The 12689-nt window shown below is 69.8% G+C and carries 11 protein-coding genes and 1 tRNA gene; 5 read left to right on the forward strand and 7 right to left on the reverse strand.

Features of this window, described 5'->3' with window-relative positions; translation table 11 throughout:
- Positions 1 to 31: 31 nt before the first annotated feature.
- From ACIBQ8_RS16940 to ACIBQ8_RS16950, 3 genes are all read right to left on the reverse strand, one after another.
- Complete coding sequence (locus ACIBQ8_RS16940; protein ID WP_352321976.1) at positions 32 to 1009, reverse strand: ribose-phosphate diphosphokinase; 978 nt, start codon at positions 1007 to 1009, stop codon at positions 32 to 34.
- Entirely contained in the window at positions 1006 to 2457 is a 1452-nt protein-coding gene (gene glmU, locus ACIBQ8_RS16945) for a bifunctional UDP-N-acetylglucosamine diphosphorylase/glucosamine-1-phosphate N-acetyltransferase GlmU (RefSeq protein WP_397176761.1), read from the reverse strand. Before glmU ends, ACIBQ8_RS16940 begins: the two co-directional genes overlap by 4 nt.
- 135 nt (positions 2458 to 2592) lie before the next feature.
- Positions 2593 to 2664 (reverse strand) — tRNA-Gln (locus tag ACIBQ8_RS16950).
- Between the two features lie 304 nt (positions 2665 to 2968).
- Here ACIBQ8_RS16950 and ACIBQ8_RS16955 point away from each other — a divergent pair.
- From ACIBQ8_RS16955 to ACIBQ8_RS16970, 4 genes are read left to right on the forward strand one after another with little or no spacing between them, the layout of a single operon-like run.
- Entirely contained in the window at positions 2969 to 3907 is a 939-nt protein-coding gene (locus tag ACIBQ8_RS16955; protein ID WP_397176759.1) for an acyl-CoA desaturase, read from the forward strand.
- 43 nt (positions 3908 to 3950) lie between these two features.
- A complete protein-coding gene (locus tag ACIBQ8_RS16960; protein ID WP_397192518.1) occupies positions 3951 to 4856 on the forward strand; it encodes a TetR family transcriptional regulator in 906 nt (301 codons plus the stop codon).
- Between the two features lie 55 nt (positions 4857 to 4911).
- Complete coding sequence (locus ACIBQ8_RS16965) at positions 4912 to 6972, forward strand: RNA degradosome polyphosphate kinase (RefSeq protein ID WP_397192353.1); 2061 nt, start codon at positions 4912 to 4914, stop codon at positions 6970 to 6972.
- Complete coding sequence (locus ACIBQ8_RS16970; protein ID WP_397176753.1) at positions 6962 to 7795, forward strand: NUDIX domain-containing protein; 834 nt, start codon at positions 6962 to 6964, stop codon at positions 7793 to 7795. The genes ACIBQ8_RS16965 and ACIBQ8_RS16970 overlap by 11 nt, the downstream gene beginning before the upstream one ends.
- A 58-nt stretch (positions 7796 to 7853) precedes the next feature.
- Here ACIBQ8_RS16970 and ACIBQ8_RS16975 read toward each other — a convergent pair whose 3' ends face one another.
- The 4 genes from ACIBQ8_RS16975 to ACIBQ8_RS16990 are packed head-to-tail and all read right to left on the reverse strand — an operon-like array spanning position 7854 to position 11712.
- The gene (locus ACIBQ8_RS16975) at positions 7854 to 9029 is read right to left on the reverse strand and encodes a cytochrome P450 (RefSeq protein WP_397176751.1); all 1176 of its coding nucleotides are present in this window, start codon (positions 9027 to 9029) and stop codon (positions 7854 to 7856) included.
- Positions 9026 to 10501, reverse strand: coding sequence for a CHAD domain-containing protein (locus ACIBQ8_RS16980; RefSeq protein ID WP_397192354.1), 1476 nt, complete (start codon positions 10499 to 10501; stop codon positions 9026 to 9028). Before ACIBQ8_RS16980 ends, ACIBQ8_RS16975 begins: the two co-directional genes overlap by 4 nt.
- A gap of 52 nt (positions 10502 to 10553) precedes the next feature.
- Positions 10554 to 10904 (reverse strand): VOC family protein, encoded by a 351-nt coding sequence (locus ACIBQ8_RS16985; protein WP_397192355.1) that lies wholly within the window; start codon positions 10902 to 10904, stop codon positions 10554 to 10556.
- A gap of 37 nt (positions 10905 to 10941) precedes the next feature.
- Entirely contained in the window at positions 10942 to 11712 is a 771-nt protein-coding gene (locus tag ACIBQ8_RS16990; RefSeq protein WP_397176747.1) for a trans-aconitate 2-methyltransferase, read from the reverse strand.
- A 56-nt stretch (positions 11713 to 11768) separates the two neighbouring features.
- On the opposite strand from ACIBQ8_RS16990, the gene ACIBQ8_RS16995 reads away from it, so the two are divergent.
- Positions 11769 to 12272 (forward strand): MarR family transcriptional regulator, encoded by a 504-nt coding sequence (locus ACIBQ8_RS16995; protein WP_352321957.1) that lies wholly within the window; start codon positions 11769 to 11771, stop codon positions 12270 to 12272.
- The last annotated feature ends 417 nt before the right edge of the window (positions 12273 to 12689 follow it).

Below are 12689 nucleotides of genomic sequence, written 5' to 3' on the forward strand. Positions count from 1 at the left end.
GTTACGAGCGCAACCCGTACAGCTTACTCGCTCAGGTGTCGCCCTCGAACAGGCTCGTGACGGAGCCGTCGGTGAAGACCTCGGTGACGGCGCGGGCGATGAGCGGCGCGATCGAGAGCACCGTCAGCTTGTCGAACCGCTTGGCCTCCGACAGGGGCAGCGTGTTGGTCACGATGACCTCGGAGATGCGCGAGTTCTTCAGCCGGTCGACGGCGGGGTCGGAGAAGACCGCATGGGTGGCGGCGACGATGACGTTGGTGGCGCCCTGCTCGTAGAGGGCGTCGGCGGCCTTGCAGATCGTGCCGGCGGTGTCGATCATGTCGTCGATCAGCACGCAGGTGCGCCCGCTGACCTTGCCGACGACCTCGCTGACCTTCACGGAGTTGGCCACGTCGAGGTCGCGGCGCTTGTGGATGAAGGCCAGGGGCGTGCCGAGGGTGTCGGCCCAGCGCTCGGACAGGCGGACGCGGCCGGTGTCGGGCGAGACGACCGTCGTGTTCTCCAGGTCGAGCTTGTTCTTCAGGTAGCTCTCCAGGACCGGCATCGCGAACAGGTGGTCGACGGGACCGTCGAAGAAGCCCTGGATCTGCGAGGTGTGCAGGTCGATCGACATGAGCCGGTCGGCGCCGGCGGTCTTGAACAGGTCGGCCATCAGCCGGGCCGTGATGGGCTCGCGGCCGCGGCCCTTCTTGTCCTGGCGGGCGTAGCCGAAGAACGGCATGACCACGGTGATGCGCTTGGCCGAGGCCCGCTTGAGCGCGTCGACCATGATGAGCTGTTCCATGATCCACTTGTTGATGGGACCGGTGTGGCTCTGGATCACGAACGCGTCGCAGCCGCGGACGGACTCAAGGTAGCGGGCGTAGATCTCGCCGTTGGCGAAGTCGATCAGTTTGGTGGGGGTGAGTGAGACGCCGACGTGCTCGGCGACCTCTTCGGCCAGCTCTGGATAGGCCCGGCCGGAGAAGAGCATGAGGTTCTTCTCGCCCGGCTGTTTGATGCTGGTCACTGTTCGTTCTCCTGCTGTGCTCGCTCGGCCAGCGCCCGTTCGGCGGCGGCGGCCGACTTGGTGCCCGCGCGCTTGCGCAGGACCCATTTCTCGATGTTGCGCTGTCGCGCCCTGGCCACGCCCATCGCCCCTGGGGGTACGTCGCTGACGATCACGGACCCGGCCGCGGTGTTGGCGCCTTCGCCGATCGTCACGGGGGCGATGAGCATGGTGTCGCAGCCGACGAACGCGCCGTCGCCCACGGTGGTGTGGTGTTTGTCGACCCCGTCGTAGTTGACGAAGACGGTGGAGGCGCCGATGTTGACGTCCTCCCCGATGGTGGCGTCGCCGGCGTAGGTGAGGTGGGGCACCTTGGAGCGCTCGCCGACCTTGGTGTTCTTCATCTCGACGAACGTGCCCGCCTTCGACCTGCGGCTGAGCACGGTGCCGGGACGCAGGTAGGCGTAGGGGCCGACGTTGGCCTCGGGGCCGATGTCGGCGTTGTCGCAGACCGCGTTGCGCACGACGGCGCCCTCGCCGACGCGGGTGTCGGTCAGCGTGGTGGCCGGGCCGACCTCGGCTCCGGCGCCGACGACCGTGCGCCCGTGGAGCTGGGTGCCGGGGTGAACGACGGCGTCGGGCCCGATCTCGACGCCCACGTCGACCCACGTGGTGGCCGGGTCGACGACGGTGACGCCGGCGCGCATGTGCTGCTCCAGCAGCCGCTGGTTGAGCACCTTGCGGGCGAAGGCGAGCTGGACGCGGTCGTTGACGCCCTCGACCTCGACGTAGTCGGCGGCCACGCAGGCGCCGACCCGGTGGCCGTCGCCGCGCAGGATGCCGAGGACGTCGGTGAGGTACTCCTCGCCCTGGGCGTTGTCGGTGGACACGCGCTTGACGGCGTCGGCGAGCAGCAGGCCGTCGAAGGCGTAGATGCCGGAGTTCATCTCCTTGATCGCGCGCTGCTCGTCGTCGGCGTCCTTCTCCTCGACGATCTCCAGCACGGCGCCGGAGGGGTCGCGGATGATCCGGCCGTAACCGGTCGGATCGGGCACCTCGGCCGTCAGCACGGTGACCGCGTTGCCGTCGGCGGCGTGCTTGGCGAGCAGCGTGGCGAGCGTGCGGGCCTGCATGAGGGGCACGTCGCCGTAGGTGACCAGGATCGTGCCGGCGATCGTGCCGACCTCTTCGAGCACGGTGCGGACGGCGTGGCCGGTGCCGCGCTGCTCACGCTGGACGACGGCGCGCGCGTCGGGGCTGGTGGCGGCCAGATGACCGCCGACCTGTTCGAGCGCATGGCCGATGACCACGATGAGCCGCTCGGGATCGAGGTCGCGGGCGGCGGCGAGCATGTGGTCGACCAGCGCGCGGCCGCACAGCTCGTGGAGGACTTTCGGGGTCTGGCTCTTCATCCGGGTGCCCTCGCCGGCGGCGAGGACGATGACGGCTGCCGGGCGCGGCACACTCACGGACTGAGGCTCCCTGTGACTGGACGGATCAGGGTCGTCGGCGCGGCTACCGCACCGCAACCCTCCCGACACCGTGAGGATACCTGCCCGGTTCGGAACTCTCTCGCGCGGGGAGCCGCGGGATGGCTGTCAAGGCTCCCGGAAGAGGACTCGAACCCCTACAAAGTGGACCAAAACCACTTGTCCTGCCGATTAGACGATCCGGGACGGACCGGACGCCGTGGCGTCCGACACACAGCCCCTACGATACCGAGCCCGCACGGGCGTATGCGCCCTCAATTCTCTCGCACATCTCCAGTGCCGCGTATACCGGGGACACGCGGGGGTAGTCGGCACGCTGGTCGCATAACAGACCACCCCAAAAGCCGCAAGGTACGAAACCCACTCACCTGGGCGAGCCGACCGTCAGCTAAGTGACATCCACAGCTTAGGGCTTCCTTACTTACGATGGCGTAGGTTACGGTGGCGTAGCCTGGACATTCATCCTCATACATGTAGTTGGAGGTAGCCCATGACCGTTCTCGCCGAGCGTTCCTCCCCCGCCCCGAAGCCCGACTTCGAACCCGAACCGAAATCCAGAGCAGAGATCATCACGTTCGCTCTCGTGGTCGGGCTGCCCCTGGTCGCGCTCGCGGCGGCGGTGCCCCTGGCCTGGGGATGGGGACTCGGCTGGACGGACATCGTCATCGCCTTCGTCTTCTACGTCGTCTCCGGGCTCGGCGTCACCGTCGGGTTCCACCGCTACTTCACGCACGGCTCGTTCAAGGCCAAGCGGCCACTGAAGATCGCGATGGGCATCGCGGGCAGCCTGTCGCTGGAGATGTCCGTCCTGGACTGGGTGGCCACGCACCGCAAGCACCACAAGTTCTCCGACAAGGAGGGCGACCCGCACTCGCCGTGGCGCTTCGGCCCCGGCTTCAAGTCGATGTCCAAGGGCCTGCTGTACGCCCACATGGGCTGGCTGTTCGAGAGCGAGCGCACCAACCGCGAGAAGTACGCCCCCGACCTGTGCAAGGACGAGGACATCCAGAAGCTGCACAAGTGGTTCCCCACGCTGGCCCTCGTCTCGGTCCTGCTGCCCGGCGTGCTCGGCCTGCTGCTGACCTGGTCCTGGCAGGGCGGCCTGACCGCGCTGTTCTGGGGCTCGCTCATCCGCATCGGCCTGCTGCACCACGTGACCTGGTCGATCAACTCGATCTGCCACGTCTTCGGCGAGGAGCCCTTCCAGGTGCGTGACAAGTCGCGCAACGTCTGGTGGCTGGCCATCCCGTCGTTCGGCGAGTCCTGGCACAACCTGCACCACTCCGACCCCACCTGCGCCCGGCACGGCGCGCTCAAGGGCCAGATCGACCTCAGCGCCGGCCTGATCCGCCTCTTCGAACGGGCGGGCTGGGTGTACGACGTGCGCTGGCCGACGCCAGAACGCCTGGCGGCGAAGCGCATTGCCTGACGAGAATCAGCCGATGAACGGCCATTCGTCCGTGGCCGTCATTATGGAACCCGTGACCGAACCCCGATCTCGCAGGCGCATGTCCGGTAGAGAGCGCAGAGAGCAGCTGATCCGGATCAGCCGCACGCTGTTCGCCGAGAAGGGGTTCGACGGGACCTCGATAGAGGAGATTGCCGCCACCGCGCAGGTGTCGAAGCCCGTGGTGTACGAGCATTTCGGCGGCAAGGAAGGCGTCTACGCGGTCGTCGTCGACCGCGAGATGCAGAAGCTGCTGGGCATGATCACCTCGGCCCTCGCCGCCTCCCACTCCCTCATCAAGCTGGAGCGGGCCGCCCTGGCCCTGCTCCAGTACATCGAGGAGAGCAGCGAGGGCTTCCGCATCCTGGTGCGCGACTCGCACGCGGCCTCGGGCACGGGCACGTTCGCCAGCCTGATCAGCGAGATCGCCAGCCAGGTGGAGGACGTCCTGGCCGACGAGTTCGCCGGCCGCGGCTACGACCCCAAGCTCGCCCCCATGTACGCCCAGATGCTGGTCGGCATGGTCGCGCTGACCGGCCAGTGGTGGCTGGACGTGCGCAAGCCGGGCCGCGAGGAGGTCGCCGCGCACCTGGTGAACCTGGCCTGGAACGGCCTGACCGGCCTGAACCCGAGCCCGGCGATCTCGGTGGCCACCCGCAACCAGGCCGCCGCCGCCGCCAAGCCGCGCGTCAGCGACAAGGATCTGCGCGAGTTCGAGAAGGCCCGCGAGAAGGAGCTCAAGGAAGCCGAGAAGCTCCGCCAGCGAGAGTTGCGTGACGCGGAGAAAGCCAGGGTACGAGAGTTGAAGGAGCGCGAGCGGCTGCTGAAGGAGGCGGAGAAGGCCCGCGAGCGCGAGGAGAAGATCCGTCAGCGGGAGGCCAGGCTCGCCGAGCGCGCCGCACGCCTTGAGCAGGCCGACCAGCCAGAGTGAGTTCGTTGCGGCTACGTTAACGTTCCGTTCAACCAATCGGGGCAATATAGGCCATATGTCCGCGGAACCGCTGCAATCGGGAAACGACCTGCCCCTGCCACAGGAGCGGTTCCTCAACCGCGAGGAAAGCTGGCTCCAGTTCAACGAGCGCGTCCTCGAACTGGCCGAGGACCCGTCGGTCCCGCTGCTCGAACGGGTGCGCTTCCTGGCCATCTTCGCCAGCAACCTGGACGAGTTCTTCCGCGTACGGGTGGCCGGCCTCAAGCGGCGCATGGCCACCGGCCTGCTGCTGCGCACCAAGAGCGGGCTCAAGCCGCGCGAGGAGCTGGCCCGGATCGCCACGATCGCCGACTCCCTGGCCAAGCGGCACGCCGCCGCCTTCCACGACCGCGTCTGCCCCCAGCTCGCGACCGAGGGCATCGAGATCGTCCGGTGGGACGACCTGGGCCGCGAGGAGCGCACGGAGCTGCGCAAGCTGTTCAGGGAGCGGATCAGGCCGGTGCTGACGCCGCTGGCGGTCGACCCGGCGCACCCGTTCCCCTACATCTCCGGGCTCAGCCTCAACCTGGCCGTGCTGGTGCGCAACCCGATGACCGACCACACCGTCTTCGCGCGGGTGAAGGTGCCCTCGCAGCTCCCCCGGTTCGTGCCGGCGTCGAAGGACCGGTTCGTGCCGCTGGAGGACGTCATCGCGGCGCACCTCGGCCAGCTCTTCAAGGGCATGGAGATCCTCCAGCACCACGTCTTCCGCGTCACCAGGAACGAAGACCTCGACGTCGACGAGGACGTCACCGAGAACCTCATGCAGGCGCTGGAGAAGGAGCTGCTCAAGCGGCGGTTCGGGCCGCCCGTGCGGCTGGAGGTCGAGGACACGATCACGCCGGAGGTGCTGGCCCCGCTCATCGAGGAGCTGGAGCTGGCCCCGCACGAGATCTACCGGCTGCCCGGCCCGCTCGACCTCACCGGCCTGCACGCCATCGCCGACCTCGACCGCGGCGAGCTGAGCTTCCGCCCGTTCGTGCCGGCCGAGGTGATCAACGCCGAGGACGACCTCTTCTCCACCCTGCGCGAGCGCGACGTGCTGCTGCACCACCCGTACGACTCGTTCGCGACCAGCGTGCAGCGGTTCATCGAGGTCGCCGCGGCCGACCCGCGGGTGCTGGCGATCAAGCAGACCCTCTACCGGACCAGCGGCGAGTCGCCCATCGTCGACGCGCTGATCGACGCGGCCGAGGCGGGCAAGCAGGTCGTCGTGGTCGTGGAGATCAAGGCCCGCTTCGACGAGCACGCCAACATCTCCTGGGCCAGGAAGCTGGAGCGGGCCGGCTGCCACGTGGTCTACGGCGTGGTCGGCCTCAAGACCCACTGCAAGCTGGCCCTCGTCGTACGGCAGGAGCCCTCGGGCGAGCTGCGCCGCTACTGCCACATCGGCACCGGCAACTACAACCCCAAGACGGCCCGCCAGTACGAGGACTTCGGCCTGCTCACCGCCGACCCGCTGGTGGGCGAGGACGTCACCGACCTGTTCATCCACCTGACCGGCTACTCCAACCACTCGGCCTACCGCCGGCTGCTGGTCGCGCCGCACTCGATGCGCAGCGGCCTGCTGGCCAGGATCGACCGGGAGATCGCCCACCAGCAGGCGGGCCGTCCGGCGCGGATCAGGATCAAGACGAACTCGCTGGTGGACGAGCCGATCATCGACGCGCTCTACCGGGCGTCCAGGGCGGGGGTGCCGGTGGACCTGTGGGTGCGCGGTATCTGCATCCTTCGCCCAGGAATCCCCAATTTGTCAGAAAATATCCGCGTAAGGTCGGTTTTGGGGCGCTTTTTGGAGCACTCCCGCGTGTACGAGTTCGGCCTCGGCAGGCGTCCCGAGGTGTGGATCGGCAGCGCCGACCTGATGCGCAGGAACCTCGACCGGCGGGTCGAGGCCCTGGTCAAGGTGACCTCGCAGCAGCACAAGGCGTACCTGATCGAGCTGATGGACCTGGCCATGGCCGACACCACGAACGCGTGGTGGCTCAACTCCGACGGCACCTGGATCCGCCACGACGGCGAGGACCTGCAGAGCCATCTCGTCGGCACCAGGCGATGGAGGACCGTTGACGACTGAGCTGCTCCGGGCCGCCGGAGCCGTGGTCTGGAGGGGCGCGGAGAGCAGCCCCGAGGTGGCGGTGATCCACCGTCCGCGCTACGACGACTGGACCTTCCCCAAGGGCAAGCTGGAGAGCGGCGAGCACGTCATCGCCGCCGCCCTGCGCGAGGTCACCGAGGAGACCGGGCTGACGGTCGTCCTGGGCCGCGCCCTGCCGCCGATCCACTACCTCAGCGGCGGCCGGCTCAAGCGCGTCGACTACTGGACCGCGCGGGTCGCCTCCGACGCGGGCTTCGAGCCGGGCGACGAGGTCGACGGGCTGCGCTGGCTGCCCGTCGACCGGGCCCGCGAGCTGCTGACCTACGAGTGGGACGCCGGGCTGCTGCGCGCCCTGACCGCCGCGCCGCTCGCGACCGTGCCGCTGGTGCTCGTCCGGCACGCCACGGCCGGGTCCAGGAGCAAGTGGGACGGCGACGACGCGCTGCGCCCGCTGGACGAGCACGGCGGCTCCCAGGCCGCCGCCCTGGCCACCGCGCTGCCCGCGTACCGGCCCGAGCTGCTGGTCAGCTCGCCCAGCCGGCGGTGCGTCCAGACGCTGGAGCCGTACGGGACCGAGATCAGGACCGAGCCGCTGCTCAGCGAGGAGGGCCAGGACCCGCGCAAGACGCCGGAGCTGGTCGGCGACCTCGCCGTGCCCGCCGCCGTGTGCAGCCACGGCAAGGTCCTGCCGCACCTGATCCACGCGCTCAGCGGCAAGGACGTGCACCTGCGCAAGGGCGCGTTCGCGGTGCTGCACCGGGCCGGCGGGCACGTCGTCGGCGTGGAACGCTACGCGACCTGACCGCTCGGGCCGCTTCGGCGGCCTTTAGGGCCTTTACGGCTTTGGCGGCTTCGGCGGGTCACCAGGTCACGGGCAGGCGGGCGAAACCCTGGGTGACCCTGCCCTCGTTGCGCGGCAGCTCGGCGACCGGGACGGCCAGGCGCAGGCCGGGCAGACGCTGGAAGAGCCGGCTGAACACCGCCTCCAGCTCCACCCTGGCCAGGCTCGCGCCGATGCAGAACCGCGGGCCGTACCCGAAGGCGAGATGCGGGTCGGTCGGAGGGCGGCCGATGACGAAGGTGTCGGGATCGGGATAGACCTGTTCGTCCCGGTTCGCCACGCCAGGGTTGAGGACGACGGCCTCGCCGCGGCGGATCGTACGGCCGTCGATCTCGATGTCCTCGTGGGCGTACCTGGGCAGGCCGTGCAGGCTCGGCACGGCCATGCGCAGGATCTCCTCGACCACGGCGGGCGCGAGCCCGGGATCCGCCCGCAGCAGGTCGAGCTGGCCGGGGTTGGCCAGCAGCAGGAGCACGCCGTGGTCGATGCGGTTGACCGTGGTCTCGTGCCCGGCGAACAGCAGACCGGCGGCCAGCTCGGCGACCTTGCCGTCGTCGTCCAGCTCGCCCGCCAGGTCCGACAGGACGTCTTCGGCGGGTTCGTGCCGCTTGCGGGCGATCAGCCCGGCCATGTAGGCGCTCAGCTCCGCCCATGCCGCCTCGCCGGCCGCCTCGTCCCGCAGGTCTGCCATGCGCGCGGACACGCCGCTGAAGTACTCCCTGTCCTCGTACGGGACGCCGAGCAGCCGGCAGATGACCAGCACGGGCAGCGGGAAGGAGAGCTCGGCGTGCAGGTCGGCCGGCGGCCCCAGCCCGGCCAGGCGGTCCAGCCGCTCCTCGACCAGCGTGCCGACCTCGCCGGCCAGCCGCCTCATCCGCCGGGCCGAGAAGGAGGGCGCGAACAGCCTGCGCAGGCGCTCGTGGTCGGCCTTCTCGGTGGCGGCCTCGCCCTGCGGCCCGCCGAGCAGGGCCGAGTTCGACACGCGCGGCGCCCGCTCGGGCTCGGGGTGGGAGCGTCCCAGCCGGCTGTCGCTGAACAGCCTGCGTGCCTGTTCGTAGCCGGTGACCAGCCAGACCTCGTCGCCCACCGAGGTGCGCACCCGCGCGATGCCCTCCTTCGCCCGCAGCTCCCGGTAGGCCGCCGGGACTTCGAGGGGGTCGCTGCGCGCGAAGGGTATTGCCGGAAGGTTCGTCATAGAACCTTCTTAACCGCCTTCACGGTTTCCGCCCAGACTCTGGGGAAATCGGCCTCGGCACGTTCGGCGGTGCTGCGTTCGATGCCGATCAGCAGCCCGTACGTGAAGGTGTCCTCGCCCGCCTGCCGGGCGCCCTCGGCCTCCTTGGCCAGCGTCTCCTGGGCGACCACGCCGTCCCGGTGCGCCCCCAGCACCTCCTGGACGTTCTCGGCCAGCTCGGCCAGCCTGGCCATGCCCTTGCCGAGAGTGGGTTCGAGGGCTTCGGCGGTGTATCGAGCGCGTTTGGCCGCCTTGCGGACGTCGTGCAGGGCGACCTCGCGGCGTCCTGCGTCCTCGGTGGCCTGGGCGACCTCGTACGCCCTGGTCACGCGGTCCCAGCCGGCGGCGGCCAGGGCGGTGAGCTTGTCCTTCGCCGGCTTGGCGGCGGCCTTGCCCAGCTCGGGGGTGGCGATCAGGGCGTCGAGGGCGTCCAGGAGGGCGTAGTAGCGGTCGCCGCTGAGCGCGTCCTTGATGCGCTCGTACGCCTCCTGCTCGCGGACGCGCAGGTCCGCGCCGAGCCGGGTCTGGATGGGGCCGGTGACCAGCTCGGGGGCGAGGCCGGACAGCTCCCCGGCGAACCTGGCCCTGATCACCTCCAGGTCGCGGGCCTCGCCGAGCACCGTGCCGAGCCAGCGCAGCTCCTCCTGGACCCGTTCCGTCCCGGTCACCACCGACTTGAACGCCTTGAGCGCGCTGCGCAGCCTGCGCGAGGCCACCCGCATCTGGTGGACGGCGTCCTCCTCGGCCCTGCGCACCCGCGGATCCTGGCTGAGCAGGGCGGCGACCTGGCTCGACAGGTAGTCGATGACGGTCTCGCCCGCCGTGCCGGGCTCGGTGGCGGCCCTGGCGGGCGGGGCGGGTTCGAGGAGCCGGGCGAGCTTGCTGGCGCTGCCCGCCGGGCTCGCCCCGGCCTTGCGCAGCCGTTTGCCGACCTTGGCCAGCAGGTCCCGCCGGTCCTCGGCCAGCAGCTCGGCCTCGACCTCGCGCCACCGCAGCACCTTGCCGTCCCGGTGGACGGTGCCCTTCACCCGGTCATCGGCGATCTCGACCAGCCGGGTGCCGCCGTCGTGCAGCAGGGTGACGCTGCGCCGGGTGTCGAGCTCGGCCACGACCTGGAGCTCCGCGCCCCTGGCGTAGGCCCGGACGAGTTCGGCCAGCTCCGGCGGCACGACCTTGGTGCTGCGGGTGAGCGGGCACGTGATCTCCTGGCGCACGCCCCTGGCCTTGGGCAGCTTCAGGTGCCAGCCCGCGTCGTCGCCGCCGCGCCTGCGCCTGAGTGTGACGCCGCGCGCGGCCAGCCGCAGATCGGCCGTGTCGTAGTAGAGCGCCACGAGCTGGTGACTGCGCGGGCCCGTGACCTGGGCCAGGCCGCTCAGGTCCGGGATCGTGTAGTCGGCCGGAACGTCGAACTTGTCCTCGATCTCGATGCCCACTGCACCTCACAAGTGTCCGATTTCGGACCATGATGCCACCTGGAGATGAACATCACACGGCTTGCAGGAGCTCGATCCAGTTGCCCACGGGGTCCGTGACGTAGATCCGGCGATATCCCGGGAAGAGGTCGTCGGGCACCGCGCCGGGGATCCTGGCCGCGTAGGCGTCGAGGTCCTCGACCAGGAACGCCGGATGAGCCTTGCGCGCGGGCCTGAAGTCGTCCTCGATGCCGAGGTGGATCTCCACGCCGTCGCCGCGGAACCAGGCGCCGCCGCGTTTGGCCAGTTCCGGCGGCTTGGGGACCTCGCGCAGGCCGAGCACGTCGCCGTAGAAGGCGCGCAGGTCGGGCTCGCTGCCCTTGGGGGCGGCCAGTTGCACGTGGTGCAGGGCTTTGATCGTCATCTCTGGTCTCCACGGGTCATCTCGGGGCCACCACGGGTCATTTCTGGGCCACCACGAAGATGCGGCGGAAGGGGAAGGGGGTGCCGTAGCTTCTGGCCGGGTAGGCCTCGGCGAGCGGCCCGGCCAGGTCGGCTTTGAACCGCCGCTGCTCCTCAGGGTCGAGCCGGTCGAAGATCGGACGCAGGGCCGTGCCGGAGACCCAGTCGAGGACCGGGTTCTCGCCCTGGAGCAGGTGCACGTACGTGGTCTCCCAGGCGTCCACCTGGCAGCCGCCGTCGTTGAGGAAGTCGAGATACTGGATCGGGTCGTCCACCGGGTTGGTCCTGTTGAGGTCGCTGAGCCGGTCGGACCAGGTGCGGGAGGCGCACAGCTCGCGGATGGCGACGTGGCTCGGGGCGTCGAAGTTGCCCGGCACCTGGAAGGCCAGCCAGCCACCCGGGGCCAGCTCCTCCAGCCAGTGTTCGAGCACGCCGTGGTGGGAGGGCACCCACTGCAGGACGGCGTTGGAGACGATCACGTCCATGGGGCGGTCGGGGTGCCAGGTGTCGACGTCGGCCACGGCGAAGTGCACCGAGCTGGTGAGCTTGCGAGCCTTGCTGATCATCGCGGGCGAGGCGTCGAAGCCCTCGACGGTGGCGTCCGGCCAGCGTTCGGCCAGCATGACGGTGAGTTCGCCGCTGCCGCAGCCCGCGTCCACGACATAATCGGGAGCCACCGCACCGACTCTGGATATCAGCTCGATGAACGGCCGCGACCGCTCGTCGGCGTAGACGGCGTAGGTCACCGGGTCCCAGATATCTCTTGACATAGAGATAATTGATATCGAGAGAGATATCTCGATGTCAAGACAGTAGACTCTGTGTCATGACGCCACAGGATGACGAGGTCGACCGGCTGGTCGCGGCATGGCGGATCGAGCGGCCCGATCTCGACGTCGAGCCCCTCCAGGTCCTCTCCAGGGTGTCACGGCTGGCCAAACATCTCGACCGCGCCAGGCGGGCGGCGTTCGCCGAACATGATCTGGAACCTTGGGAGTTCGACGTGCTCACCGCGTTGCGGCGGGCCGGGAAGCCGTACGAGCTGAGCCCCGGGGCCCTGCTGCGGGCCACGTTGGTGACGTCCGGCACGATGACCAACCGCATCGACCGGCTCGCGCAGGCGGGTCTGGTGCGGCGGCGGCCCGACCCCGAGGACCGGCGCGGCGTGCTGGTGTCGCTGACGGACACGGGGGTGGCGCGGGTGGACGCGGCGTTCGCCGACCTGCTCCGGCGTGAGCGCGACCTGCTCTCCGGCCTCCAACCCGCCGACCAGCGCTCCCTCGCCGCCCTCCTGCGCCTCCTCCTCGCCCCCTTCGACTCCCCCCAATAACCCTCTACGAGGTCCCACGCAGGCTCTTCCGACCTGCGCCGCCGCGAACGGCCCCCATTTCGGGGGGCCTGCGGGCCCCGGACAACGGCGACGCTTCCAGCAGTGACGACGGCGGCCGGCCGCGTGCGGCCCTGCTCTGCTGCGGCTCCGTCCTCTGGGGTACTGCGCTTCTGCTGCTCTGCTGCTCTGCTGCTTGCGAGGCGATTCTGCTCTTCCGCGGTTCTGCTCTTCCGCGGGGTCCCCATGCCGAGGTTCTCTTACGCGGGCTCTCTGATGCGGTTCCGTCGCTGTGCAGAGCCCTGGCCGCCGACGTCGGCGAGCGTCAAGGCGGGCCGGCGGGACTGACCTCCATGAGCCTCACCCACCGACACCGGCGAACGTCCCCCAAGGCGGATCTGAGGGACTGACCCCCCATGG

It is taken from the genome of Nonomuraea sp. NPDC049646 (assembly GCF_044465525.1).
In the GTDB taxonomy this organism is placed as follows: domain Bacteria; phylum Actinomycetota; class Actinomycetes; order Streptosporangiales; family Streptosporangiaceae; genus Nonomuraea.

Bases quoted from the DNA above. Each gene is read 5' to 3' on its own strand.
- ACIBQ8_RS16955 (WP_397176759.1), top strand. From the start codon at position 2,969: ATGACCGTTCTCGCCGAGCGTTCCTCCCCCGCCCCGAAGCCCGACTTC.
- ACIBQ8_RS16960 (WP_397192518.1), top strand. From the start codon at position 3,951: ATGGAACCCGTGACCGAACCCCGATCTCGCAGGCGCATGTCCGGTAGA.
- ACIBQ8_RS16965 (WP_397192353.1), top strand. From the start codon at position 4,912: ATGTCCGCGGAACCGCTGCAATCGGGAAACGACCTGCCCCTGCCACAG.
- ACIBQ8_RS16975 (WP_397176751.1), bottom strand. From the start codon at position 9,029: ATGACGAACCTTCCGGCAATACCCTTCGCGCGCAGCGACCCCCTCGAA.
- ACIBQ8_RS16985 (WP_397192355.1), bottom strand. From the start codon at position 10,904: ATGACGATCAAAGCCCTGCACCACGTGCAACTGGCCGCCCCCAAGGGC.
- ACIBQ8_RS16990 (WP_397176747.1), bottom strand. From the start codon at position 11,712: ATGTCAAGAGATATCTGGGACCCGGTGACCTACGCCGTCTACGCCGAC.
- ACIBQ8_RS16995 (WP_352321957.1), top strand. From the start codon at position 11,769: ATGACGCCACAGGATGACGAGGTCGACCGGCTGGTCGCGGCATGGCGG.